The organism is Paraburkholderia sp. BR10954 (genome assembly GCF_040965775.1).
Taxonomy (GTDB): Bacteria; Pseudomonadota; Gammaproteobacteria; order Burkholderiales; family Burkholderiaceae; genus Paraburkholderia; species Paraburkholderia youngii.
Map to the genome: position 1 here is coordinate 55,581 of NZ_JBFRCK010000037.1, position 24,781 is coordinate 80,361.

General features: G+C 62.4%; 21 protein-coding genes and 1 pseudogene. 9 read left to right on the top strand and 13 right to left on the bottom strand.

Annotated elements, in window-relative coordinates; all coding sequences use genetic code 11:
• The first annotated feature begins 266 nt into the window (after positions 1–266).
• Both AB4Y34_RS34285 and AB4Y34_RS34290 read left to right on the top strand, forming a co-directional pair.
• The gene (locus AB4Y34_RS34285; protein WP_176106799.1) at positions 267–554 is read left to right on the top strand and encodes a hypothetical protein; all 288 of its coding nucleotides are present in this window, start codon (positions 267–269) and stop codon (positions 552–554) included.
• A 5-nt stretch (positions 555–559) separates the two neighbouring features.
• The gene (locus AB4Y34_RS34290) at positions 560–1,330 is read left to right on the top strand and encodes a PP2C family serine/threonine-protein phosphatase (RefSeq protein ID WP_368590870.1); all 771 of its coding nucleotides are present in this window, start codon (positions 560–562) and stop codon (positions 1,328–1,330) included.
• Between the two features lie 80 nt (positions 1,331–1,410).
• On the opposite strand, the gene AB4Y34_RS34295 is transcribed toward AB4Y34_RS34290, so the two are convergent.
• The 9 genes from AB4Y34_RS34295 to AB4Y34_RS34335 form a co-directional block, all read right to left on the bottom strand.
• On the bottom strand, positions 1,411–2,766 hold the full coding sequence (locus AB4Y34_RS34295) for a sigma-54-dependent Fis family transcriptional regulator (RefSeq protein WP_176382878.1): 1,356 nt from the start codon (positions 2,764–2,766) through the stop codon (positions 1,411–1,413).
• Positions 2,763–5,831, bottom strand: coding sequence for a peptidase domain-containing ABC transporter (locus AB4Y34_RS34300; protein ID WP_368718560.1), 3,069 nt, complete (start codon positions 5,829–5,831; stop codon positions 2,763–2,765). The genes AB4Y34_RS34295 and AB4Y34_RS34300 overlap by 4 nt, the downstream gene beginning before the upstream one ends.
• A 39-nt stretch (positions 5,832–5,870) precedes the next feature.
• Complete coding sequence (locus AB4Y34_RS34305; protein WP_176382882.1) at positions 5,871–6,623, bottom strand: peptidylprolyl isomerase; 753 nt, start codon at positions 6,621–6,623, stop codon at positions 5,871–5,873.
• A gap of 37 nt (positions 6,624–6,660) precedes the next feature.
• The gene (locus tag AB4Y34_RS34310) at positions 6,661–8,034 is read right to left on the bottom strand and encodes an HlyD family efflux transporter periplasmic adaptor subunit (protein WP_176382884.1); all 1,374 of its coding nucleotides are present in this window, start codon (positions 8,032–8,034) and stop codon (positions 6,661–6,663) included.
• Positions 8,012–10,624, bottom strand: a complete 2,613-nt coding sequence (locus AB4Y34_RS34315; protein ID WP_368718561.1) for an FHA domain-containing protein — start codon at positions 10,622–10,624, stop codon at positions 8,012–8,014. Before AB4Y34_RS34315 ends, AB4Y34_RS34310 begins: the two co-directional genes overlap by 23 nt.
• 238 nt (positions 10,625–10,862) lie before the next feature.
• Complete coding sequence (locus tag AB4Y34_RS34320) at positions 10,863–12,266, bottom strand: efflux transporter outer membrane subunit (protein WP_217910496.1); 1,404 nt, start codon at positions 12,264–12,266, stop codon at positions 10,863–10,865.
• 324 nt (positions 12,267–12,590) lie between these two features.
• Positions 12,591–12,875, bottom strand: a complete 285-nt coding sequence (locus AB4Y34_RS34325; RefSeq protein ID WP_176106806.1) for a hypothetical protein — start codon at positions 12,873–12,875, stop codon at positions 12,591–12,593.
• 251 nt (positions 12,876–13,126) lie between these two features.
• Positions 13,127–13,564 carry a DUF4399 domain-containing protein gene (locus AB4Y34_RS34330; RefSeq protein ID WP_368718562.1) on the bottom strand — a complete coding sequence of 146 codons (438 nt, stop codon included), beginning with the start codon at positions 13,562–13,564 and terminating at the stop codon, positions 13,127–13,129.
• A 46-nt stretch (positions 13,565–13,610) separates the two neighbouring features.
• Positions 13,611–14,114 (bottom strand): DUF4399 domain-containing protein, encoded by a 504-nt coding sequence (locus AB4Y34_RS34335; protein ID WP_246391943.1) that lies wholly within the window; start codon positions 14,112–14,114, stop codon positions 13,611–13,613.
• 311 nt (positions 14,115–14,425) lie between these two features.
• On the opposite strand from AB4Y34_RS34335, the gene AB4Y34_RS34340 reads away from it, so the two are divergent.
• Positions 14,426–16,456, top strand: coding sequence for an SUMF1/EgtB/PvdO family nonheme iron enzyme (locus AB4Y34_RS34340; protein WP_368718563.1), 2,031 nt, complete (start codon positions 14,426–14,428; stop codon positions 16,454–16,456).
• Positions 16,457–16,484: 28 nt separating this feature from the next.
• On the opposite strand, the gene AB4Y34_RS34345 is transcribed toward AB4Y34_RS34340, so the two are convergent.
• On the bottom strand, positions 16,485–18,644 hold the full coding sequence (locus AB4Y34_RS34345; protein ID WP_368718564.1) for a protein kinase: 2,160 nt from the start codon (positions 18,642–18,644) through the stop codon (positions 16,485–16,487).
• Positions 18,645–19,077: 433 nt separating this feature from the next.
• Between AB4Y34_RS34345 and AB4Y34_RS34350 the strand changes: the two genes are divergently transcribed.
• The 5 genes from AB4Y34_RS34350 (at position 19,078) to AB4Y34_RS34370 (ending at position 21,893) form a co-directional block, all read left to right on the top strand.
• Complete coding sequence (locus tag AB4Y34_RS34350) at positions 19,078–19,347, top strand: hypothetical protein (RefSeq protein WP_176382900.1); 270 nt, start codon at positions 19,078–19,080, stop codon at positions 19,345–19,347.
• An 88-nt stretch (positions 19,348–19,435) separates the two neighbouring features.
• Positions 19,436–19,735, top strand: coding sequence for a hypothetical protein (locus AB4Y34_RS34355; RefSeq protein ID WP_368621505.1), 300 nt, complete (start codon positions 19,436–19,438; stop codon positions 19,733–19,735).
• 186 nt (positions 19,736–19,921) lie between these two features.
• Positions 19,922–20,140 carry a hypothetical protein gene (locus tag AB4Y34_RS34360; protein ID WP_176106812.1) on the top strand — a complete coding sequence of 73 codons (219 nt, stop codon included), beginning with the start codon at positions 19,922–19,924 and terminating at the stop codon, positions 20,138–20,140.
• A 689-nt stretch (positions 20,141–20,829) separates the two neighbouring features.
• Positions 20,830–20,985 carry a DUF3309 family protein gene (locus AB4Y34_RS34365; RefSeq protein ID WP_013092523.1) on the top strand — a complete coding sequence of 52 codons (156 nt, stop codon included), beginning with the start codon at positions 20,830–20,832 and terminating at the stop codon, positions 20,983–20,985.
• A 107-nt stretch (positions 20,986–21,092) separates the two neighbouring features.
• Entirely contained in the window at positions 21,093–21,893 is an 801-nt protein-coding gene (locus AB4Y34_RS34370; protein WP_176382905.1) for a glucose 1-dehydrogenase, read from the top strand.
• Positions 21,894–22,158: 265 nt separating this feature from the next.
• Here the strand turns inward: AB4Y34_RS34370 and AB4Y34_RS34375 are convergent.
• Positions 22,159–22,787: pseudogene (locus AB4Y34_RS34375) on the bottom strand (LysE family translocator).
• Between the two features lie 336 nt (positions 22,788–23,123).
• Here AB4Y34_RS34375 and AB4Y34_RS34380 point away from each other — a divergent pair.
• Complete coding sequence (locus tag AB4Y34_RS34380; RefSeq protein WP_013092527.1) at positions 23,124–23,597, top strand: Lrp/AsnC family transcriptional regulator; 474 nt, start codon at positions 23,124–23,126, stop codon at positions 23,595–23,597.
• A gap of 21 nt (positions 23,598–23,618) precedes the next feature.
• On the opposite strand, the gene AB4Y34_RS34385 is transcribed toward AB4Y34_RS34380, so the two are convergent.
• Positions 23,619–24,407, bottom strand: a complete 789-nt coding sequence (locus tag AB4Y34_RS34385; RefSeq protein WP_368718565.1) for an alpha/beta fold hydrolase — start codon at positions 24,405–24,407, stop codon at positions 23,619–23,621.
• A gap of 86 nt (positions 24,408–24,493) precedes the next feature.
• A partial coding sequence (locus tag AB4Y34_RS34390) for a DUF4148 domain-containing protein (protein ID WP_368718566.1) occupies positions 24,494–24,781 on the bottom strand: 288 nt, incomplete at its 5' end.

A 24,781-nucleotide genomic window follows, 5' to 3' on the forward strand; every position in this document is an offset into this window, starting at 1 on the left:
TGTCGCGCGCTGCTTCAGGTGAACGGAAAACGTAAGAGGACCCGCCTGAATGTGTTGGGTCCTACACCTGTTCGAAGGCGGGCTTGTTGGCCACGAACCGACCGATTGCGTCGGCCGTGTTTCGAGGTAGAGCCGCGAAACGCACGCCAGTCAAAGCGTTGCGAGCTTCGCGCCTAATCCGCCCCCGATTGGCATGGCCTTTGCACCATTGGGTGCAGGGTCCATTCAGCCGCGCACATTGCACACGCGGCCAACCGGAGAACGATATGTCCTGCATCAAATTGAACGACCTCTCGCTGAACCTCGCGCTCGATCGCAAAGCGATGGCGGCGATTCGCGGTGGCGGCGGCGCGCCATGGATCTATGGCTGGATTCAGCCGTACGTGCCGCAAACGCCTAGCATTGGGCCGGTGGTCAATCTGTACGAGGTCTCCAACAACTTCTATGCTAACCAGATGATCAACCAGTTCCAGTCGGTCGACGTACGCAACACCGGCGCGAACGCGACCCTCACCGTGTCTCCAGACGCACGCAACCGAAACCAGATGGTGTAGCCGTTGTGACCTGCGAGAGCCAATTTCGCTGGACGTCGTCCGCGCGTTCCGACACGGGACGGGTCCGCGAAATCAACGAAGATGCCTGCCTCAACGAGCCCGAGGCGGGACGCTGGGCTGTCGCCGATGGGATGGGCGGTCACGCGGTCGGCGACGTTGCGAGCCGCACCGTGATCGACGCGTTGACTCAACTGGCGGCGCCGCACGGCCTCAGAATGCTGATCGCCGATGTACGCGCGCGTCTGCAATTCGCGAACCGTCAATTGCGCGATGAAGCCGCGCGCCGCCAGGTGCAGCGCATCGGCAGCACCGTGGTCGTGCTGCTTGCCTGCGATCGCTTCTGCGGCTACGTGTGGGCCGGCGACAGCCGCATCTACCTGTACCGTGACGGACAGTTGCGGCAACTGACGCGCGATCACAGCCAGGTCGAGGAGCTGCGCTCGCTCGGCGTCATCACCGACGAAGAGGCACGCAATCATCCGGCGCAACACATGATCACGCGCGCGGTCGGCGCAACGGATCTGCTCGAACTCGACGACGACGCGATCGAAGTCGCCGACGGCGACGTGTTCCTGTTGTGCAGCGACGGTCTGAGCAACGAACTGAGCGACGACGAAATCGCCGGCGTGCTGACCTCGGCGGAGCGCGAAAACGCTTGTTGCGAACTGGTCGACCTCGCGCTCGCGCGCGGCGGACGCGACAACATCACGGCAGTGGTCGTCGAAGCGCAAGACCCGAACGCGGCGGACAAGACCTTGCTGAATCCGGCGCCTTGATAGTCTTCAGGCACGCGTTTGAGCGAGCCTTCAGTGGTTCTTCAGTGGTCCCTTCAGTGGTCCCTTCAGTGGTCCTTCCATCAGCCTTCGTCGTCTTCCTCATCGCGCTCGTTCGTGCCGTTTTTCGTGGGCGGCGCATTGCGATTGCGGAAATCCTTCGAGTGCAGGCCATGCTTTTTCAGCAGCATCTGCAAGTGCGAGCGATTCATATCGATGCGCCGCGCCAGCTCGGCGACCGTTCCGCTGACTTCACGCAGTCCGCGTTCGAGAAAGGCTTTCTCGGCGTCGTCGCTGGCCGCCCGCTTCGCGTCGCTCAACGACATCAGATTCGCGACACTGATCGGCTGCTCGCCGCTCGCCTGCCCGCCCTCCGCCTGCGCCGCCGCTGAACCGGGTGCGGCCGGTCGCATATCGAGCGGCAAGTGCTCGACGTCGGCCATATCAGCAGCCAGACATGAGATGCGATACATCACGTTGCGCAATTCGCGGATATTGCCCGGATACGCGTAGCTCAACAGAAAGTCGCGCAAGCGCGGCGTCAATCTCACCGGCCGGCGTTTCAGCGTGCCCGCCGCCTCGTCGCCGAACCACGCAATCAGCAACGGAATTTCGTCGCGCCGTTCGCGCAGCGGCGGCAGCGTCACGTGAATCACGCTGAGCCGGTAGAACAGATCCTCGCGAAAACGTCCTTCCTCGCTGAGCTTGCGCAGATTGCGATTGGTCGCCGCGACGATGCGCGTATCGACCGCGATCGTTTCGTCGGAACCGACGCGTTGAATCTCGTGCGCTTCGAGCACGCGCAGCAGCTTGACCTGGCCCGCGAGCGGCAACTCGCCGATTTCGTCGAGAAAGATCGTGCCCGTGTGCGCGCTTTCGAATTTGCCCTTGCGGTCGTTCGACGCGCCGGTAAATGCGCCCTTGCGATGCCCGAAAAGCTCCGATTCCAGCAGATTGTCGGGAATCGCGCCGCAGTTCACCGAAATGAACGGCTTGTCCGCACGCGCGCCATTCGCGTGAATCACTTTCGCCATCAGCTCCTTGCCGGTGCCGCTCTCCCCATCGATCAACACCGGCAAATCGGTCGGCGCGGCTTTTTCCGCGATTTCGAGCGATTCGAGCAGCCGCGGATTGTCGCCGAACGTGCCCTCGAAAATAAAGCTCCGTTCGAGCAGCGCCTTGCGGCGCGCTCCACGCGATTGCTCCGCGCTCGTCTGCGGCTCGCCCGCGGTGGCCGCCTGCACGAAGCGCTCCTTATGCGAAAGCTGCATCACTTCGTCGCGCAACGAGGTGGCCTGCCTGAGCAGCTTGTCGATATCGGCGCGTTCGAGCCGCGACGACCAGCGCAACGTGGAGCGAAGGATCTCGATCCGCTCGATCAGTCCCGCGTACGATATCGCAGGACTCGCCTCTTCAATCTGGTCGAGTATCTTCATCATGATGCACTCAACTGTTTCTGCACGAGCTGATAGTACATGCCGCCGCGCTGAATCAGCTCCTCGTGACGGCCCTGTTCGACGATCGCGCCTTCATACAGCACGAGAATCTTGTCCGCGCGCATGATCGTGCTGAGCCGATGCGCAATGATCACCGCCGTGCGGCCCTTCAGGATGTCGTGCATATTGCCGAGAATATTGCTTTCCGATTGCGAATCGAGCGCCGATGTCGCCTCGTCGAATACCAGCAGACGCGGATCGTGATAAAGCGCACGCGCAATGCACAGCCGCTGGATCTGACCACCCGACAAGCCGATGCCGCGCTCGCCGACCACCTGCTCGTAGCCGAGCGGCATCTTGCTGATGAAGCCATGCGCGTCGGCCATTTTCGCGACCTCCTCGATGCGCCGGCGGTCCGGCGCGTCGTCGCCGCTCGCGATGTTCTCGGCTATCGTGCCCGAGAACAGCAGGTTGGTCTGCATCACGTAGCCGATTTGCGCGCGGAAATAAGCCTTGTCGATCACACCGGAGTCGTAACCGTCTATGGTCATTTTCCCTTCGCTCGGCTGATAGAACCCGACCAGCAGCTTCGCGAGCGTGGTCTTGCCCGAGCCACTGCGCCCGACGATCGCGACCAGTTCACCGGGCTTGATATCGAAGCTGATGTTCTCGAGCACATAAGCGGAATCATCTTCGCCATAGCGGAAATACACGCCTTGCAGGCTGATTTCGCCTTGCAGCTCCGGCAGCATGACGCGGGAAGGCAGATCCTGGGGCTTCTGTTCAGGCTCGATATCGAGCACATCGCCAAGCCGTTCCATCGCGACACCCGCATCGTTGAGCATGCTCCACAAGCCGACTAGACCCATCAGCGGACTCAATACGCTGCCCATGAATGCATTGAACGCGATCAGCTGCCCGATCGTCAATTCGCGCGCGAGTACCAGATTCGCGCCGACCCAAAGAATCGCGATCGTCGTGGCCGCATTCAGCAATTGGCTGCCAAAGCTGACCAAAATATTGAATGCATGTGCGCGATACTGCAATTCGAGCGCCTTCGCGTATTTCTTTTCCCAGCGCAAGCGCACCGGCCGCTCGATGCCCATGCCCTTGACCGTCTCGACGCCGGAGAGCGCCTCCATCAGGAACGACTTCGCCTCGGTCGATGCCGTAAACACCTCGCGCGCGTAGCCCTTTATCTTCGGTGTCGCGATCACCGTGAGTCCCATGATCGGAATCACGAATGCGATCAACACCAGCGTCATCTTCACGTTGTACACGAACATGATCGTGAAGTAGATGAAGACCATCAGCAGATTCAGCGCGGTCGTCACGGTGGATTCGGTCAGGAACGCGCGGATCGTCTGGTTCTCCTGAAAGCGCGCGAAGATATCGCCAGTCTTGCGCTTTGCGAAGAATGAGAACGGCAGCGACAACGTATGCTTGAAGAACTGCGACATCATCGCGAAGTCCATGTTGCGGACCATGAAGTTCGCCAAGTACGCGCGTATCGTCGACATCAGCTGCGTAAAGACGTTGGAAATGATGAGCCCGCCGATCAGCATATGCAGCAGGCTGACGTTCTGATGCACGATCACGCCGTCGAGAATGTTCTGAATGATCAGCGGTGGAATCACGCCAAGCACCTGGATCACGAAGGTCGCCAGAAACAGATAGCCGAGTATCTTTCGGTACGGCTTCAGGTATCCGACAAAACGAATCCACGGCGAGCGCTCGGCCGACATCTGCAGCAGTTGCGATCCGCCGGTAAACAATAGGCAGGTGCCGCTCCAGCCGCGTTCGAAATCTTCGACGCTCAGCTTTCTGAAACCGAGTGCCGGGTCCGCCACCCAGACATACTCTTTCGACAGCCCGTACACGATCACATAGTGGTAGCCCTCCCAATGCACGATGAACGGCAGATCGAAGCCGCGCAGCGAATCGAACGTGCATTGCACGCCGCGCGTCGTGAAGCCGAGCGACTCGCCCGCGCGCGCGAGGCTGTCGAGCGTCGCACCCTGCGTCGTCACGTTTGCGAGTTCGCGCAGTTTGCCGAGCGTCATCGGGATGCCGTAGTGACGGCAGATCATCGCGAGACACGCGGCGCCGCAATCCATTTCCTCGGCCTGCTCGACGAGCGCGAAACGCCGGATGATCTTCTCGCCGAGTTCCGGCCTGCTCTGCAGGTCGAGCATCAACGGCAGCTTGCGCCGCTGTTCGAGCCGCTTTTGGCGCTGCAATTCCCGGTCGCCGTAGCGGATGCGCTCGTCGAGTACTTCGCGCAGTTTCGGATTGCGTTCGAGAATGAAATGAACGGTGCGCTCGGGGATCACCAACAACCGCGTGTCGGTGGTCGCAATTACCGATGCCATCTGCTCCTGGCGCATCAGGCAGGCCTTCTCGCCGAAGATCTCGCCTTCGCCGAGCGTCGCGAGCGTGTAGTCGTGACCTTCCTCGTGCCGCACGATGCGCACCTGGCCTTGCCGCACCACATACAGCCGCCGGTCCTCGCGGCCGTCCTGTTTCAGAATCTCCTTGCCGGCCGCCACCCGTTTTGCGCCGACGCTGCGCACGTACTCTTCGAGTTCCGCCTTGTTGAGCTTGCCGCGCAGATCGAACAGTTGCGCGACGAAGCCGCCGGCCGAATTGATCGCAACATAGCTGGCGACGAACGCCAGCGCGGCGGCGTTGGCCGCCATCACCGGTTCGATCGCGCTGCGCGGAATGAACAGCACTTCGGTCTTGCCGGACGACCGTACCGACGCTTCGTGAACGTACGAGCGCAACATCGCAATGTCGGCAAAGATCTCCCCCGACTTGCGCACGCCCATGCTGGTTTCCTTGCCGTGCTCCTCGGTAAAGATGCGCACCGTGCCCGAGCGGATCACATAGAGACCATCGGCCACTTCGCCAGCCGAGCACACCGTTTCGCCGAACGAATAGAACTTTGCCTGCGCGTATTCGGCAAGCCGCTCCAATTCGTCGCGCGAGAATGGCGACAGGATCTCCACCGAAGCGAGAAATTCGGCGGTGGAGGGCGCGGATGGCGCGGTCTGGGGGGCGTCCATGTATCGGTGAACCTCGCTTTATCGGGCGCTAGTCGGGTACTAGCGCGCTTCGATCACGTGTTCCTGGGCGCGGGCGATCAGCCAGCTTTCGCGCAGCAAACGGCGGATTTCGGTCGCCACGTCGGCATCGAGCGTGGCCGGATATTTGGCCGTCACCGCGAAGATCTCGAAACACGAACGGTCGGCCGACGGAAACGGACCAAGCAGATCGCCGACCGCCGCATTGAAGATCTTCGCCTCGATATCGGGCTTCAGCGAACCGCGCAGCACCTTGCCGATCACGCCGCCCGACTCGCGCGTATCGGCAATCGAATGCTCGCGCGCCATCTCGGCGAAGGCGTCGGGGTCGTCGCGCAGGTACGAGATCATTTCCTTCGCCTTGCCTTCGCTATCGAGCACGATATGGCTGACTTCGATCGCGTCGAACTTCGGTGAATTCAACGCGAAGTAGTCACGGATCGCCGCGTCGTTCCCGATGTCGTCGAGCATCTTCTCCTGATAGAGCCCGTCGGTAATGAACGCCTCGAATTCGTCGAGGCTCACGTGCAGCGCGTCGAGATAATGATTCATGTCAGCCGCGCGATGCAGCCCGCGCACGCGGCGAAACTGGTCCGCGCGCTGCTGGATCTCATCGGCACTGACAGTGATGCCCTGCTTTTTCGCAGCATGGACGGTAAGCTTGTCGCGCACGATCTGCTCGATCAGGCTCTCGAACTGGCCGGTCAGTTTCAGAAGACGAATGAACTCGTCCACGTTCACGACTTCATCATCGATACGCACTATCGCGGTCATTTGTTCTGCTCCTTGCTGGGATGTTTGATTCGCGCGCTCAACCCGCCACCTCTCTGAACGGATCGAGACCGAGGTCGATCAGGCGCCGCTCGCGCACGACGATTTCCGCATTGGCGGTCATGCCGTAACGCAGTGGGTAACGCGTGCCGGCCACCTGGTAGTAATCCTTGTCGAGCGTGACGCGGCCCTCGTAGACCGGTTGCTTGTCCTGCGCGGACGGCTTCGTGGCCGGTGAGATATACGCGAGCGTGCCGCTGATCAATCCGTAGCGCTGGTAAGGAAATGCATTGAACTTCAATTTGACCGGCAGGCCCACGTGCAGAAAGGCGCGGTCGTGTTCGGAAATTTCGATCTTCAGCACGGGCCGCGCGTCTTTTGGCGCAATACCGCCGAGCGGTGCATTCGCCTGAATCTTGTCGCCGCGCTGCGTCGACGTGACGTCGGTAATCACGCCGGAAACCGGCGCCAGAATCAGCAGAAAATTGTCTTTATCGATGTTCTCGAAGCGCACGCGCGCGGCGGCATCGGCTTCCAGACGCGCGCTTTGCAATTGCACGCGCAGTTTGTCTTCCGCATCGGTGACGTCGCGCACCGCCTGATCGTATTGCAGCTGCAGATCGGTGCTTTGCTGCCCGCTCGTCGCGAGTTGCGCATTCGCCTGCGCGTATTCATGGCTCAGGCGAAAGTCCAGCTCGGCCAGCTTCGACTGCGCGACACGGAAGGCGTTATCCGCTTCGAGCGCGGCCGTGCGTTTCTGCTCGACCTGCAATTCGGCGATGCCGCCGCCGCCCGGCTGCGCGAACAGCCGCGAATAGCGATCGAGTTCCTGGTTCGCCGCTTCGCGCGCGCGGCGCGCATTATCGAGCGAGCTGCGCGCTTCGTCGAGTTCGGCCTTCTGCCCTTCGGCAAGTTTGGTCGTGCCTTCCGAAACGCGATTCTCGTGCAGACGCTCCTCGACTTCGAGTTGCGCCTTCAACGACGCGGCCTTGCGTTCCATCAACGCCTTTTTCTCCGGAAACTGCTTCCATTCGCGTTCGGCGTCTTCGAGTTTCAGTTGCGCCTGTAACGCGTTGCTCGCAGCTTCGATCGCGCCGCGCGCATTGAGCCGCGCGAGCACGTCGCCTTTCGACACCGGCTGCCCCTCGGCGATATACAGATCCGCGAGCTCGCCGTCGATCGGCGTATAGATGCGTCGCACCTCCGATTCCGGCGACAACGTGCCGGGCGCACTGACGATCACATCGGCGCGGCCGACGAACGACCACAGCAGGCCCGACACGACGAGCGCAACCATCGCCCAGATCAGCGCGCGCGCAATCCGCACCGGCTCGGACGTGAGGATCGCGATGCCTTCGACGCTATGATCTTCGAGCGCCTCCGACAACGGTCTAGGGTGAGGATCGCGTTTCACTCTGATCGCCTCCAATCAACGCGAGCTTCGCTTTCAGGAGCCCAGGGTCCAGCACCATGCGCAACTCGGTCAACGAGCGGCGCTGCAAACTCGCTTCGGCGTCGATATCCGTTAGCAGCTGATCGAAGTCGGCGGGATGATCGGCCTTCAGCTGCGTATAGATGCGCATGCCCTGCCGTGCCGCCGTCTGCGCGTCGCTAAGCAGGCGCGCCTCGCTGCGAAAGCCCGGCGATATGCCGGCTTCGAGCCGCTGCGTGCCGCCGATCGGGCCGTTCGCGCGGTACTCTTTCCACAGGCTTTGCGCGCGCAGCAACAGATCCTGCGCACGCGCGAGGGCATTGTCATGCAACGCGGCGACGTCTTTCTGGATCGCCTGCACGAACCACGCGTCGGTTCGCGGATCGAGGCTCGCGTAGAACGACAGCAGACGCTGGTCGTAGCCTTTGCCGCCACGCGTTTTCTGCAGATCGTTGTATTGGTCGGCTAGCGCCTTCTTGTGCGCCGCTTCGGCAGCGAGCACGTCGGACCATGGGCTCGCCGGCATCGACTGCAATTCGCTGAGCGCCTGCTGCGCGTCACCGCGCTGCCACGCGGCATCAACCGCGTCCTGACGTTGAACGATGTCCGCCGACGGCAAACGCGTCGCCGCAAGCTGCTGGTATTGCGCCTGGAAAGGCGGCGTGTTGAAGCGCGCCGTTTTCATCATCGCGAGCAACGACGTCAATTGGCGGCTCAATGCGGCATTCAGCAACGCGGTGTATTGGCGCAAATCGTCGCGCACTCTGTCGAGCCCCGCGAGCCGTGGGTAGCGCTGTGCGTAATCGTCGAATACCGGCGGCAGCGCGTCGGGTTTGTCGCGCGAGAGTTCGGTTTGGATCACGCCATTGAGCCGATCTATCGCGGCGACGTACACGGAATCGTCGCTTTCGAGCTTGCGCAGATGGCTCAGCGTGTGCGCGTAGGGCTCCGCGAAGGCCGGCACGTAGCTCGCAATCCGGTCGAGCGCGCGCTGATGACTCGTCGCGTCGTCGTCCCAGCGGTGCAGCAGACCGTTGATCGTCGCCTCGTCCGCATACATGCGGATCGGCGCGTCGACGCCGCCGCGCGCCGCGACGAAGCGTTCGAGATCGCCGACCCACTGCAATTCGCCGACCAGCGACGCGGCATCGGAGTCCGTCGCGCTCAACGCCCTCATGTTCTTCAGCAGCGCGTCGGCCTGGTCGAACTGCGCTTTTTGCACGGCTTCGATCCAGCCCGGCAAGTTCGCTTTCAGCAACGCCTCGCTGGCGAGCGCGCTGATCCTGGTGTCCGCCGGGTGCGTGGCCAGATAGCCGCGCGCCATCGTGAAGGCGTTCGAGTAGTCACCGTTCGCGAGCAGGCTTTTCAGCTCGCGTTCCGATGAACCGTGCAGATAGAGGCCCACGCCAAGCGCAACCACGAGCGCAACACCCGCGCCGCCCCATGCCGCCGCGCGCCGCACATTGGTGCGCTCGCCGTCCGCTAACGCCTTGTGTAGTTCGCCGGCGACCATCTTCCAGCGACGCGGCTTGCTTCGTCCCGCGGGTTTGCCTTTGCCGCTTCTTTCATTCGCGCCGTCTTTCGTGTCGGCAGGGTGTACTGCCTGCGCGGCCTTTGCGGCTTGCGCGCCGCTTGCCGCCCCCGCTCCATCGCGCTTCGCGCGCGCGGAGCCCGATTGCGCCGCCTCGTTCACTTCGTCTTCGCGTTGCAGTGCCGGATCGACGCAAAAGATGTCGAGAAACGAATGCGCCGCGCCGACGAAGGTCGTCTTGTCGGCATCGGCGGCACTGTCGGCGGCGGGGCGAAGAGAGAACTGGGTCACGGTGGGTTCGGTGTCGGCGGAGTTCTGTAGCGACACCCTGTAGACGAAGTGGTCGCCGCCAAATGCAACGACATCTCCGTCCACCAGCGCAAGCGCCGATTCGCCGATCCGCTGGCCATTCACGAACGTGCCGTTGGTGCTGCCGAGGTCCTCGACATAGAGCTGGCCGCCCTTCAGAAACAGGTGCGCATGGCGCCGCGAAATGTAATTGACCTGGTGCGGATAACGGTCTTTGTAGCGCGAGAAGATCTCGTCCGTTTTGCTGACCAGGAACGGAAAAGCCAGCACGTCGACCGGTTGCAGACCCAGATCGTCGCGCTGCGGCACCAGCAATAGATGAGTGAGGGGCGAAGCGCTTCGGCCCGTGACGACGCGCGCGCGCGGCTCGATGCCGACGCGATAGCACAGTTCACCGCCAAAGCAGAGTTCATCGCCGCCGCGCACGCGCGCGGGAGTTTGCCGCACCGCGATGCCGTTGACCGTCGTGCCGTTCTTGCTGCCGAGATCGGCGACGTAAATCGCGCCATGCTCGATGAAAAGACGCGCATGCCGGCGCGACAGACCGGCGGTCAATTGTGCCGGATAGTCGTTGAACGGCGCTTCGCTGCGGCCGACCGCGAACAGGTTGTCGACGATGCGAATGGCGTCGAGCGCGGGGCGCTGCGCGCACGCAACCGGCGACAACACCACGTCGAAAGCAGCGTCCGCTGTCGTGCGCATTTCAGCAATCGGAGCTTCGCCGGTGGCCATTTTCTCTGGATCGCTTAAGCGTTTACCTGCCGCGGCAGGAACGCGGGGCGAACTGGACAAAGAACGACGGCCCAACGATATTGTCGCGAAGAGCCACGCAAACGCTGACCCCTAAAGGATTTTAAGTCACGCATCGAGAGTGTCAATTTGGATCGCCGGATGAGAAGACAGCGGATAAGTCGTCACCCGACGAAATACCCGCGTGGTACGCCAACTCGTGGATTAGCTCAATGCTTCGTTACTTTTCTTTGGCCTGCGCCTGCACGTCGATACTGGGCCATCCACCGCCGAGCGCCTTATAAAGCGTTACCGTATCGGACAGAATCAATTGGTGGTTTTCCAGCAACGCCTGTTGCGCCTGCAGCAGGGTCCGCTCGTCTTCGAACACCTCGAGTTGCGACACCACGCCAAGGTGCAGTTGCGACTGGATCTGATCCGCCACGATCTGCAAGCGCGCCACCTGCTGCTGCAATTCCTCATGCTGCGCCTTATGCGCACTCAGATTGACGAGCGCGTTCTCCACTTCCTCGAACGCTCCCATCACGGCCACCCGATATTGCTGTTCGGCGACTTTCGATTGCGCCTCGGTCACCTTCACATGAGCGCGCACACCCGGATCGAACAGCGGAAAGTTGATGCTCGGCATCAGGCCGAACGTGAACGACTTCAGCAGCTGGTTGAGCGCATAGCTTGCCGTGCCGCCCTGAGCGGTCAGGCCGATGCTCGGCAATTGCGCGAGCTTCGACTGACCGACGAGGTCATAGGCTTCGAGCACCCTGAATTCGGCTGCCACCACGTCGGGGCGGCGCGACAGCAATTGCGCGGGCAAACCGTCGGGCACGCCCGGCAATTTCACGCGCTCCTGCAAATGGCCCTGCGGCACATGGAATTCGCCGGCCGGCACCCCGAGCAACGTGCACAGTGCGTTGTCCGAGACTGCCCGCGAGCGGCGCAGATCGTAGAGATCGTTGGTCAGGCGGTTGATCTCCGCCTGCTGGCGCAACACCTGCGTTTGCGGCACGATCCCGTTGCGCGCCTGGCCTTCGTAGATCGTCAGGATTTGCTTGTTGGTGGCGATGGTCTTTTGCTGCTGGGCGATCTGGTCGTCGAATTGCAGGATCTGGAAATAGGTACTGGCCACGTTCGCGACGAGTTCGAGATACCCCGCGCGCCAATCCGCTTCGGTCGCGTGGAATTCGGCCTTTTGCGCCTGCACGCCTTTTTCGACCTTGCCCCAGATGTCGATGTCCCAGTTCACCTGCAGCGCGAGGTTGTAGGTCCTCGTCAAAGGCTGGCCGGTCGTCTTCGAATAGTCGGCGCCCGCACCGAGGTCCGCCGTCGGTAATGCGGCCGCGCCCGTCTCGCTGATCTGCATGTGCGCGACTTCGATACGCGCGGCTAGCACCCGGATATCGAAGTTGCCGTCGATAGCCTTGTCGATCAGCGTATCCAGATACGGGTCCTGGAAGCCCTTCCACCAGTCGCGCTCGATCGTCTCCGCGGCCGATACCGGCGCGCCCTGTCGATCCGACCATGATGTCTTGGCCGGCGTGTCCGGGCGTTGATAAGCCGGCATCCTGACGTCGACGCAGGCACTCAACGCCAATGCGCACATCGTCGCGGCGCCGAGGCCGCGCAGCATCCGGCCGATGCGGCGCGGCGCCGTGGCCGCGGCGCAAACCCGCTGATGGTCCGGCGAATCACACGACAAACCGAACGATGAATCCGGCGATGCTGACACGGTTGTCTCCAGTTGCACCCGCCTGTTTCGCGCGAGACGGCCGGTTTTTCGAGGCCGAGCCGCATCCGCGCGGCTTCAGCGATGAAGCGGCGGAAATCTCGATGCGGGGAGCGGCGGATACGCGAAGGATGCGTGGAAAGGACGATTGAATGAATGGTCTTTTTGAGCAACGCGGCTACGGCGGCGCGCCCACGCGGCCGCACGGGCCGCGCGTGCGAGCGCCGCTCACTTCACGTTGTTGACGTTGCTCGAGTACACGGTCGGTTCGATGTAGGTCGTCGTACCGCTGACCAGCGCCGAGTTGTTGCCATTCGCGCTCTGGATGTTCATTTCCGTGTTGATCGACTGCGTCGTGCAGATGTTCTTGATGCTGGTCGGCGCATAGACGGGCGCATAGCTGAGGTATGACGGCATCGGGCAGTAGTAGCTGTTGCCGCCGCGCACGGCGCTCATCGCCTTGCTGTCGAGTTGTTCGGTGTTGGACAGGTCCTTGATCATCAGCGTGTTCATCGCAAAACTCCTGGGAAAGGGAAAGCGCATCGTGGTGCGTCGGGTTCGAGCAACTTGTCTGCTCGGGCGCTACTGATGCATGGGCTATGCCAGGAGTGCTGCGCTTTCGTTATCCGGGTGATGACGGCCTTGCAGTAAAGGCCTGGAAGAACGCACCCGCCGTGGCGTCGCTACCAACCGGCGGAGCGGGGCTCGCGAATGGTGGATCGCAGCCAACAGCGCACGCGGCATTGTTGGCTGCATGATGACAGTCAGCGCGCGATCACCGTGATCTTCTTCGAATACACCGGCGGGTTATGCGGCATATGCATGTCGTCGCCCATCAACAGCTGCAACGTATGCCTGCCCGGCGGCAATGAAATCATCGTTTCCGTTTCGCCCGCGCCGAAATGCAGATGGTGGCGATCCGAGGGTATCTCCTGATCCAGCGGCGGCAGCTCGCTATCGATCAGAAGATGGTGGTGGCCGGTGTTCGGGTACTTCACGCCTTTCGGCGCGACGCCCATGAAGCGCAGGCCGAACCACACGCGAAACGGCTTATTGGCGGGCACCACCTGGCCATCGTTCGGATAGCCGATATACGCGTATGCGCTGGGCGGCGACGGCGTCGCTGCCCACCCACCCTGCGGCGCTGTCGATGCCGTCAGCGCCGCCGTGACGAATGCCGCGGCCGCAATGATCTTGTTCATCAGGACTCTCCGTTCCGGCTTGACCAGTTCGAACCAACGAATCGCGTTAGTCTTTTAGCACAGTGATGGTGATCTTCTTCGAATACACCGGCGGGTTGTGCGGCACGTGATGATGGTCGCCGAGAATCAGCTGAAGCGTGTGCTTGCCGGGCGGCAACTCGATGCGCGCGTCGGTTTCGCCCGCGCCGAAATGCAGGTGCTGGCGGTCCGATGGAATCTCCTGGTCGAGCGCGGGCAAATCCGTGTCGATCAGCAGATGATGGTGGCCGGTATTCGGAAACGCGATGCCCTTCGGACACACGCCCATATTGCGCAGCCCCATGCGCACCCACAGCTTGCCGCCGTGAATCACCGCGCCATCCGACGGCCAGATGATGTACTCCTCGGCCCCCGGCGGTGACGCCGTCTGCTCGGCGCGCGCGACGCCGCCCGTTCCTATGCCGATGCACACCGCGACGAGCGTCGCGCACACCGCCGCGCGCAATCCGCCGCAATGCGCTTGTGCCGGATCACGTCTGCCGAAAAGAGAGGAAACACGGGTTCTTCGCATAGCGCACTCTCCCGAACAGGAGTCATGGCTGGGCCCGGCTATCGATGGCCATCCGGGTGTTCGAGCGGCTTGTCGCGGATTGAAACCGGTAGACCGCCACCTAGTTAAAACGGCCGTGTGAGGTGACTTTGTGAATCAGCTTAGAACGTAACTTGCCAAAAAGATACGCAATGCTCGTTAACCGTATGACGCGTTCAGGACTCCCGGACAGTTGTGACGCGAAGCGCGTGCTATCGTTAATAATGAGCGCGGACAGCGCGATCGTGGTGCGCGAATGCCTGAATTCTGTCCGGTACAAACAGGATAAAACGATGTGGCGACGATTCCTGCTGGTGTGCGTGGTTGGGGCAATCCAGGCGCAGTGGGATAGCGCCGGTGCCGCGACGCAACGCGAATTCATCGAGCCGAGTGCGGCTTCGGTGACGAGTGAACCGGGGCGGCCGGCGGATACCGCTCTGCTTCTTTCACCCTTTGCTTCGTCACGCGACGACACCCATTCGCGGCGTATCGCGCTCGTGATAGGAAATGGCGAATACGGCGACGCCGCTAACCCGATCCGCGCCAACGCGCCGCGCGACGCCGAATCGATCGGCGCTGCACTCCGGGCGCGTGGCTTCGAAGTCATCACGCGCACGAATGCGACGCCGCCGCAAATGCGCGCGGCGATCGACGAATTTCAACGACGTTTGAAGACAGGCGATATCGGGCTGTTCTATTTCGCCGGACACGGCATGCAGGTAGCCGGACAAACGCTGCTGTTGCCGGCGGGACTCGATGCTCGAGCCGATAACCGCGCACCGGTGTCGCTGCTGAATAACGGCGTCGAACTGAATACCGTCTTGCATGCGATGCAATCCGCTCGCGCCGGCCGGCTCAATCTGCTGATTCTCGATACCTGCCTCGACGATCCATTTAGGCCCGCCGAGATTGCGATCGACCAACCGAAGCTCGCTGCCAACACCGTGATTGCCTACGCAACCGCGCCGGGTGGTTTCGCGGCGGACGGTCCACGGCATGGCGTCTACACCGGTGCGTTGCTGCAAGCGCTCGATGATGCCTACGCATCGTCCCAATCGCTCGCCGCGCTGTTCCGCCAAGTCGCCATCCAAGTGCGCGCCGCCACTCGCGGAGCGCAGCAGCCGTGGCTCTCCGTAGCGCGTACTTCCATTCCCACCAGTGGCGAACGCACTATCGCGTCGTCGATTACGTCGGACGATCGCGCCGCAATACCGCGCAGTCGCGGCATCATGCCGAAGGAAAGCGGCGAACAATACGAAATCACGTTCTGGGAGTCGATCAAGGACAGCAACTACCCAGCCGATTACGAGGCTTATCTGAAGGCCTATCCGAATGGGCGCTTCGCCACACTCGCGCATGCGCGTATCGATCGATTGCGCGCGGCGGCATCGACTCCGGCGGTGAGTGCTGCGCCGCCCGCTGCGCCCGCGGCGCAGAGCGGTCACGTCGCGCCACCCGCACCGCCTGCCCAGCTCGCGCATCCCGCGGCGCAAGCGAGCGCGGCCGCGCCGCCACCACCGCGCCCCGCTGCCGCGCCAGCGCCGACGCCGCCCGCCACGGCCGCCGCTGCGCCCTTCGCCGAAAAGACCGTCGCCCATCCGCCGACCGCCGGTGAAATCCGCGACTGCGCCGCCTGTCCGATCATGGTCGCCGTACCCGCCGGCTCGTTCGCAATGGGCAGCAATACCGACGACCCTTCGGAAAAGCCCGTGCATCACGTGAGCATCGGCGCACCCTTCGCGATCGGCAAATTCCCGGTGACGGTCGAGCAATGGAATGCGTGCGTCGCCGCCGGCGCATGCCAGAAGCTGACCCCGGAGAGCAATAGCATCAAGACCGCACCCGCGCGCGATCTGAGTTGGGACGACGCGCAGCAGTACGTCAAATGGCTCGCAAAAACGACCGGCAAACCGTACCGTCTGCCGACCGAAGCCGAATGGGAATACGCGGATCGCGCCGGCACCACGACCGCGTACTGGTGGGGCGATCAGATGCGCAAGGGCAACGCCAATTGCAAGGACTGCGGCGACCCGTGGCACAAGGAAGGACCGGAAAACGTCGGCACGTTCGCCGCGAATCCGCTGGGTCTGTACGACATGAACGGCGGCGTCTGGGAGTGGACCGCCGACTGCTGGCACAACTCCTATCAGGGCGCACCCGCCGACGGCCATGCATGGGACGCGCCCGGCTGCGAGATGCGCACGATTCGCGGCGGCTCATGGCGCGAAGGCGGCGACTACATGCTCAGCGCGACGCGCTTCAAATACAGCGCGGGCGTGCGTCAATCGCAGAACGGTTTTCGCGTCGTCAAGGATTTGCGCTGAGGGCCGTTTCGATTGGCTCTCTGACGGATCATGGCTTGGCGGGTTTGGTCGTAATCGGCGCGAAGTCCGCCAATAGACGATCCTGCCCGTATTGGCCGCCGATCTGCTTCAACCGCGTCTCGAGCGCGCGCAGATAATCGGCGCGCGCTTCGCTTTCCGGGCGCAGCTTGTCGAACAGCGGCACCGGGGTCACCACGAGCACCACCATCTCCGAGCCGAACGGCTTCGATACGGTCCAATCGCCCGCATTGCTGCCGATCGTGTACGGACCGCCGCTGGCCTGCATCTGGTTGTCCGGCCACAGACGGCTCGGCACCATGTGCACGACGTGGCCGTCTAACTGGTAGTAGTCGACGGTCGCGAAGGAATCGAACGGAGGCGCTTTCAGGTCGACCACCAGCGAGTCGTTCTCGGTCAGCAAACCGCTTGGCGGTCGCATGTGCAGCGACGCTGCCCGTCCCGCCTGCCAGTTGCGCACCAGAAACGGCGCAAGCGTTTTGACGAAGTCGCATTTGTCGTCGGCGAGCGGCCGCACGTCGAGCGAAACCGTATCGACGCCAGGCAGCGCCGCCAAGGTCTCCTTCAGACGCGCGGCGCCGTACCGCTGCGACAGGAAACCGCGCACCGTCAGTGCGTGGTCCTGCACCGCGCCCGATAAAGCCGAGCACGGTACCCGGGCAAGCGTGGGCGTGATCGCGGCAAGCGTCAACGCGGGCTTGGGCGCGGGCGCCGGCGTCGCGGTTGCGGCCGCACCACCCGTGGTAGTACTGCGTTCATTCGCGCCAGCCGAAGGCGCTGTCTGTGCGGCATTCGTTGCAGGCGCGACAGCGGACGCCGCAGCCGCCCGGTCGACCTGATCGCCCAGCGGTCCCGCCGCCTCGGAACGCGCGGCCTGCTGCCGGTTGGACCCCGAGCGAACAGCGAACACGCCCACCGTAACCGCGCACACGACGGCCAGCGTAGCGAGCCCGGCCCATGCGAGCGACCCGGACTTCTCCGCGCGCGCTTCATTGTCGAACTCGGCAATAAAGCGCACGACGCTCGGCATCCGCGTATTGCGGTCGAACGACAACGCGGCACGCAACGCGCGCCATTGGCGCGCATCGAGATTCGGCGGACGCTGCGGCTTGAACTCGGCATTGCGCGCCTGCGTGGCCGACAGGCGGTCGAACGGATGATGTCCGGTCAGCAGCTCGTAGGTGATGCAGCCAAGCGCGTAGATGTCGTCGCGCGGGTCAGGCTCGCGATGCTCGATCATCTCCGGGCTCGCATAGGCCGGCGTCAACGCGCCGAGACTGCCGGGATCGAACACGGTCGCGTCGCTCTCCTCTTCCGGCCGTTGGAATACGCGCGCGATGCCGAAGTCGATCACTTTCACTTCGGCATTGGTGGTCAGAAACACGTTCGCGGGTTTGAAATCGCAATGGACGAAGCCGCGCTCGTGCGCGTACGCGAGCGCCGCGCACATGCCGCGCACGATCGGCAGCGCGGCCCGCACCGGCATCCCCTGATATCCAGGCGTGCGCAGCAGCTGGCTGAGCGGCTTACCGCTCAGGTACTCCATCGTCAGATAGACGATCGGCCCGTCGCGGTCGAAGTCGTACACGGTGATGATGTTGCGATGCGCGAGCACCTGCGCCTTGCGTGCTTCGCGCTGCAACGCGACCAGCGAATTCGGATTGCCGCGAAACTGGACGTTCAGAACCTTGATCGCGAGATAGGGCTTGCGGTCCGACGCTTCGAGCTTGCGCAGATCGAGCGCCTTGTACACGGTGCCCATGCCGCCCACGCCGAGGCACTCTTCGAGCACGAAGCGGTTGTTCAGGGTATCGCCGATGCCTTTGATGGTTTCGTGCGCGGTGCTTCCAGTGGTACTTGCGCTGCCCGCGCTGCCAGCGCCGCCCGCGCTCGACGAACGCGGCGACGGTAGATCGACCGTGGTCTGTATGCCGGTTTCCTCGCCACCCGCCGCGACGTTCGACACGCGCAGCAGCTCGATGCGCCGCCGCACTTCCAGATAGAGATCCTCGGGCAACGGTGACTTGTGATGCGCGGCGTACAGCGTCTCCAGCAGCCGCGTCGGACCGAGTTGCTCGGTCGCCAACGCGCTGTCGAGCTGCGCGACGAACTCGTCGCGCGACAGCTCGCCGCTCTGGAAGTCGAGAATCACACGCGCAAGGCTAGCCATTTTTGCGAAGCACCGCCGTTGCCGCTGGACCGTGTCGCATGCGACCGACGCCACGCGGGTCGATAGAGAAGCTGTCGTATCCAGTTACATGTGCCGTTTCGATACTAGCTCCCGGTCCGCGCTTTCGCAAACCAGGCAAACCAGGCATGAGCCGCGCGCCGCGCCGCATGGGGTCGCGTGCAATGTCGTGTGCGAGCCAACAGGGTCCGCCGCGATGTCGGACTGCCGCCACCGCCCGGAGCGCGTCAACGCGGTTCGAGAGGACCGGCACGGCGGCCGGACCTCGCGCAAAACCCTTATACGACAAGGCTTCGTCGATTTCCTCAGGATACGTGGCCACCACTGGCACAGCCTGTGCATTAGTGATGTCCGAGCAAACGAATTGCTCGAAACCACTCGCGACACTGCGAAAACTTCCTTCAGGAGACTCACCATGAAAACGCTGATGATCAAAGACCTGTCCGTTACCGAACAACTCGACAGCAAGGCCATGAAAGCCGTACGCGGTGGCTATGGCCCCAGCCAGTACTACAGCTTCGCCCCGGTCTATGCGCCGACGCGCATCAAGAACAGCACCACCTCGCAATTCATCAACACGGAACTGAACTTCCAGAACGCCAACGGCAACAACGTTGCGTTCTCCGAAGGCATCGACTCGACGCTCAGCCCGTATGTCGTGTCGAGCAACTCTAACGGCCACTAATGCATGGCGCGGCGAGGCGCCCGCTGTCGCGGGCCGCTTCGCCGCAAGCCATGCATGTCCGCCTTCCATACGTTTTAGGAGAAACGCCATGTCATCCCTCATGATTCGCGATCTGCCCGGCGCGCGCGAACTCGATCGCCGGACCATGTCCGGGATCGCCGGCGGCACCGGCAGCAACGTGCCCATGCCCTCGGGCCCTGGTGGTCTCGGCAGCCTTGCCGGCATCGCCAACGTCAACGTCAATGTCAACGTCACTCAGAATCTGGCTCAACAGCAAATCGTCAATGTCGCAGCGCTCAATGACATCGGCTATATCGGCTCGGACGTCGTGCTGCCGAAGCTGAAAGTCGATCCGATCCTGGCGGGCGCGAACCTCTCCGCCGTGTAAGCCGCGGGGGACCGGGGGTTCCTTCACTGCCGCGACAGCACCACGACCGCGCACGCCGCGAACGGATTTCCTATACTGATAGTGCGTTGAGACCGCAGTAAAACGAATAGCACACTGAACACATTCCGAGCCCGGCGGCCGGAACCCGAACGGGTCTGGCCGCCGGCGCGTTTTTCTGGAGCCGTCATGGCCAAGCTGAGCATCAAGGATCTGACCGAAAGCGTCGAACTCGACCGCGAGGCGATGGCCGCGATCGTCGGCGGCGCTCGCGTCGGCGCGCGTTCGAGTCTCGCCGCGCCGCTGGTGCCGGCCGCGACTCGCGTCGTCGAATACCCGCCGGGCTTTCCGGACGCGCATCTGCGTATCGCGGAAGCCGCTGCGCCGCGCAAAGGGCGACGCCGCTAGCATTGCTCGCGGGGGCGTTTCAGCATCACGGCACGCGCACAGGGCGCGTGCCGTTTCCGTTTGGGCTTGCGATAGAGCGTTGCACGCCTCGGTTCGCCACGCGCGACGCTGCGCTGCGCCCCAACCATTCACACGCGACCCGTGCGACGCGCGCAAACACTTCGACTCGAGATCGCGGTCGTTTCCGGTGTGATTCAATGCGGCTATCGCGCGGATCCTTGCCAGGTTTCGCATCGCGGCCCCCGCTCCATTTTGCGGCTCACTTCCCCTACGTTGGCATAGGCCTTGCAGAAATCGAGGCGGGCGCCGCACTGTGCTCGCCTTTTGACGTCAAGGAGAAATGTTGCGCGGCGGCCGATCGGTAGTCGTCAAGGTGGACGGTGGCGGCACGGGCACCGTCGACGATTGGGACATCAACACCGCGATCTTCGAAGGCCGCATCAACGGACCCTACCTTCTATAGGACGCGCGACGTGTCCGCAATTGGAAAAACGGCACCCTGCTCATGTTTTGAGCGCAATGGGTGCCGTTTTAATTGACTCGCGAATCTCCGCACCGGCGTGCGCTGCCACTGTGATCCTCTTAAAGGATCGGCCTTGGGTACACGGTTTGCTCTCTAGGGATGACCCTGCGGCCCTGTGGGCAACCTGGGTACAGCAGGTCCCCTTCAACCAGGCGGAGGTCATAACATGCTAGGAACCATTCTTCTCATCGTGCTGATTCTGCTGCTGATCGGCGCTTTTCCGGCGTGGCCGCACAGCCGGGCGTGGGGCTATGGTCCGACCGGCGGACTCGGCATCGTATTGATCGTGGTGATCGTTCTGCTAGTTGCCGGCGTGATATAGGCCACGCGTCGTGGACTGCAACACCAGAGGCGGGCCGCCGTCTATCCGCGCGATGTCGCGCGCCGGTAGGTGGCGGCTTCGCCTTTCGTCGTTGCCGGAGCACTCAAATGGAAAAGTTACTGGCCAATCAGGTCGCGCTGATTACCGGCGCGAGTTCGGGAATCGGCTATGGCGTCGCCAAAGCACTCGCGGATGCTGGCGCGGCGGTCGTGCTCAATTATCATTCGCACGCGCAACCTGATGAAAAGCTCGCCGACGAAATAGAAGAATCCGGTGGATCGGCAATCGCGATCCAGGCAGACGTATCCAATCCCGCTCAGGTAGCGAACCTCTTCGACGCGAGTCGCGCGCGCTTTGGCGGCATCGATATCGTGGTCGCGAATGCCGGACTGCAGAAGGACAGCGCATTCGCCGACATGACGCTCGACGATTGGCAACTCGTGCTGTCGACGAATCTGACCGGCCAGTTTCTAACCTGCCAGGCCGCAGTAAAAGAATTCCGCCGCCGCGGCCTGACGACCGTATCGAAAGCACTCGGCAAGATCATTTGCATGAGTTCCGTTCACGAGGTCATTCCGTGGGCGGGGCGCGTAAATTACGCCGCGTCGAAAGGCGGCGTTCAGATGTTCATGAAATCGTTGGCGCAGGAAGTGGCTCCCGAGCGCATTCGCGTCAATTCGATTGCGCCGGGCGCGATCCGTACGCGGATCAATCAGGACGCGTGGGATTCGCAAGCGGCACTCGACAAACTATTGCAGTTGATTCCCTATGGACGCGTCGGCGCCGTGGAAGATATCGGCAAGGCGGCGGTGTGGCTTGCTTCCGATGAAAGCGATTACGTCGTCGGCACGACGCTGTTCGTCGATGGCGGGATGACGCTGTATCCGGGCTTCTCGAATAACGGCTAAAGAACGATACGGGCACGAGATACGACACCCCTATGCATCGCAGCCTGGTGCCGTTTCGACTCAGGCACGCGGCCTGCTGACACTCCTGCGTATTCGAACTTATATACGAAAGGAGATGACATCATGCCTTACCTGATTGGCTGGCTACTCGGCGTTCCGTTGATCGTACTGATCATCCTGTACCTCATTTTCCATTGATATCGCGCGGTACAGACGATAAGGGTGACGTTGTCCCCGCGGCGGCGGTATGCGGCTCGTTTCGCAGTCAGCGTACCGCCGCCATCAGCGCGCCCATTCCAACCAGCAAGCTACCCATCAGGCGGTTCACGACGCGCAGCCGCGCGGGCCGCTGCAGAACCGTGCGCAGACGGTGTGAGAAGATTGCCGTCGATGCGACGCCCAACGCGAACATCAGCGCAAAAGTACTGGCCAGCAAAAAGTACTGATGATTGGCCGACCAATGCGCTTCATTCGACGAAGTACTGATGAACTGTGGAAAGAAAGACGGAAAGAACAATAGCGTTTTCGGATTCAGGCCCGACGTCGCAAAGCCGCGCCAAAACAAGCCGCGTTGTCCGGCTCTCTTGGCCAGAAGCGGCGAAGCCGCGCATGTGCCGCTTCGCCATTGTTTGAAACCAAGATAAACCAGATAAATCGCGCCGGCCCAGCGCATCATGATTAGCGCGCGCTCATCGATCAGCAATAGCGAGTTCAGACACAACGCGGTAAATGCGAGTTGCAGCAATACCGCGCAGGTGCCACCCCATACACAGGGCAATGCCGCGCGCCATCCAGCCCTTAGCGCCTGACTCATCGTAAGAACATTGACCGGACCGGGCGACTAAACGAGTACGCGGACGCGAGAAGAAACGAAACATACAACTGGATCGGCATTGGCGAATCAGCAGGCAAAAGAGAGTTGCGATAGACACATGCGGCGACATGCGTCCATGCCCGGCGAGCGCGCCTTCCGGCGTGGGTAACGCCGGAATTCGCCCGCGTGCCGCCTTACCGTGAAGGCGGCGGGACACCGAAAAAGCGGCTTTTGGCCGCGGAGGATCGCCGGCGCGAGGCCTGCGGTCCGGGCGGATGTACCGGGCATGAATGCACGTTGAAAATATACCCCAAGCCCGGCTGGATAGGCTTCTTAAACGCATCCGCTGATGCCGCCTATTCGGAACGATCTTCACCTATAATATTGTTCAGCAAAATATTCTTCCGCCATCGTTGATGAACACCCGAAACCGCCCGCTCGACGCCCTCGATCGCAAGATCATGCGCGAGCTTCAGAAGAACGCCCGGCTCAGCAATGCGGATCTTGCCGAACTGGTCGGCATGTCGACCACCGCGTGCTGGAATCGCACGCGGCAGCTCGAAAACGAAGGGTATATCCGCGGCTATGTTGCCTTGCTCGATCAGCAGAAGCTCGGTTTCGCGGACGTCGTGCTGCTCGAAGTCACGCTGGACCGCCACGACGAAGACGCACTCGCGCGCTTCGGCGCCGAGCTCGCCACGCTCAGCGAAGTACTCGAAGCGTACCTGGTGTCCGGCGATTACGACTACCTGGTCAAGGTCGCGGTAGACGGCACCGCCGGCTACGAACGCTTCCTGCGCGAAAAGCTCTACAAGATCGCAGGCATTCGCCATAGCCGCTCGATGTTCGCGCTGCGCTGCATGAAGAGCATTCCATCGATCGCAATCTGATTGGCGATCAGACTGCGCGGTTCAATGCGCGGCCCGCGACGCGGCAATGATCGCGTCGGCCACCGCTTGCGGCTGACTCAGCATCGCGACATGGCTCGTGTCGACGCGCGTGATCTTCGCTTCGATGTGCTTCGCCATCTCCAGTTGCAAGGCCGGATCGATCATGCGGTCGCGGCCCGACACCACGAAATACGACGGCTTGTCATGCCAGGCGGCGTTCGTCACCTTGTCGTCGATACAGCCAGCGGCCCACGGCTGCTGCGTCGCCGCGATCAGGCGTTTCTGCGGCAGCGGCAGATCTTGCGCGAAGTCGTCGAGCACCGCGTGGGTCGATAGAGTCAGATAGCCGGCCGAGTCCTTGCGCAACTCGCTAGCCCAGACCGGAGCGGGTTTGTCTTTCGTGATGTCGGCGATGGACTGGCGGTTGTCCGGCGCAAATGCCGCGACGTATACGAGGCTCTTCACCTTGTCGTCGTTGCCGGCTTCGCTAACCACCACGCCGCCCCATGAATGGCCGACCAGAATCACAGGTCCGTTTTGCTGCGCGATCACGCGCCGGGTTGCGGCCACGTCGTCGGCGAGCGAACTCAGTGGATTCTGCACGGCCACGACATGCAGGCCGCGCGCTTCGAGCAACGGGATCACTTTGTCCCAGCTCGACCCGTCAGCGAAGGCGCCATGAACGAGCACGACGTTCTTGCCCTTCAGGTCGTCGGACGGCGCAGCCTGCGCGAACTCCGTGGCCTGCAATGCGAACAGTCCGCCCAGCAACAGAACGGAACCGAGAATTTTTTTCAGCAGCGTGGTCATCGTTTTTTCTCATCAGGTGGGTAAAACAAGGCGTCCGCGCGTCGACACGAATCGATGCGCGCGGACGGCTTGCTCATTTGTGTCGATCACGAATGCGCGTAGATGGAACCGAGGCCGACGACGTTGGAGCCGTCATATACGCGATCCGCCGCCGCATGCTTCATCGGCACCTGCGAGCCCGAAGCCGAACTGCCGTTCGCGACGCCGCCGTAGGCGGTAGCGTCATGGCCCGCACTGATGCGCGCCTCGGCCGCCTCGATGTTCTGCGGATATTGCGTGTTGTCGCTGGCGGGGTTGTAGCCGGCCTTTTGCAATTGAACCAGCTCCGCGCGAACTTCAGCGCGAGTGAGCGCGTGTTGCGGTTGCGATTGCGC

Bases quoted from the DNA above. Each gene is read 5' to 3' on its own strand.
- AB4Y34_RS34355 (WP_368621505.1), top strand. From the start codon at position 19,436: ATGTCATCCCTCATGATTCGCGATCTGCCCGGCGCGCGCGAACTCGAT.
- AB4Y34_RS34300 (WP_368718560.1), bottom strand. From the start codon at position 5,831: ATGGACGCCCCCCAGACCGCGCCATCCGCGCCCTCCACCGCCGAATTT.
- AB4Y34_RS34370 (WP_176382905.1), top strand. From the start codon at position 21,093: ATGGAAAAGTTACTGGCCAATCAGGTCGCGCTGATTACCGGCGCGAGT.
- AB4Y34_RS34305 (WP_176382882.1), bottom strand. From the start codon at position 6,623: ATGACCGCGATAGTGCGTATCGATGATGAAGTCGTGAACGTGGACGAG.
- AB4Y34_RS34335 (WP_246391943.1), bottom strand. From the start codon at position 14,114: ATGCGAAGAACCCGTGTTTCCTCTCTTTTCGGCAGACGTGATCCGGCA.
- AB4Y34_RS34295 (WP_176382878.1), bottom strand. From the start codon at position 2,766: ATGATGAAGATACTCGACCAGATTGAAGAGGCGAGTCCTGCGATATCG.
- AB4Y34_RS34315 (WP_368718561.1), bottom strand. From the start codon at position 10,624: ATGGCCACCGGCGAAGCTCCGATTGCTGAAATGCGCACGACAGCGGAC.
- AB4Y34_RS34325 (WP_176106806.1), bottom strand. From the start codon at position 12,875: ATGAACACGCTGATGATCAAGGACCTGTCCAACACCGAACAACTCGAC.
- AB4Y34_RS34380 (WP_013092527.1), top strand. From the start codon at position 23,124: ATGAACACCCGAAACCGCCCGCTCGACGCCCTCGATCGCAAGATCATG.
- AB4Y34_RS34350 (WP_176382900.1), top strand. From the start codon at position 19,078: ATGAAAACGCTGATGATCAAAGACCTGTCCGTTACCGAACAACTCGAC.
- AB4Y34_RS34340 (WP_368718563.1), top strand. From the start codon at position 14,426: ATGTGGCGACGATTCCTGCTGGTGTGCGTGGTTGGGGCAATCCAGGCG.
- AB4Y34_RS34320 (WP_217910496.1), bottom strand. From the start codon at position 12,266: ATGCTGCGCGGCCTCGGCGCCGCGACGATGTGCGCATTGGCGTTGAGT.
- AB4Y34_RS34360 (WP_176106812.1), top strand. From the start codon at position 19,922: ATGGCCAAGCTGAGCATCAAGGATCTGACCGAAAGCGTCGAACTCGAC.
- AB4Y34_RS34330 (WP_368718562.1), bottom strand. From the start codon at position 13,564: ATGAACAAGATCATTGCGGCCGCGGCATTCGTCACGGCGGCGCTGACG.
- AB4Y34_RS34365 (WP_013092523.1), top strand. From the start codon at position 20,830: ATGCTAGGAACCATTCTTCTCATCGTGCTGATTCTGCTGCTGATCGGC.
- AB4Y34_RS34285 (WP_176106799.1), top strand. From the start codon at position 267: ATGTCCTGCATCAAATTGAACGACCTCTCGCTGAACCTCGCGCTCGAT.
- AB4Y34_RS34385 (WP_368718565.1), bottom strand. From the start codon at position 24,407: ATGACCACGCTGCTGAAAAAAATTCTCGGTTCCGTTCTGTTGCTGGGC.
- AB4Y34_RS34345 (WP_368718564.1), bottom strand. From the start codon at position 18,644: ATGGCTAGCCTTGCGCGTGTGATTCTCGACTTCCAGAGCGGCGAGCTG.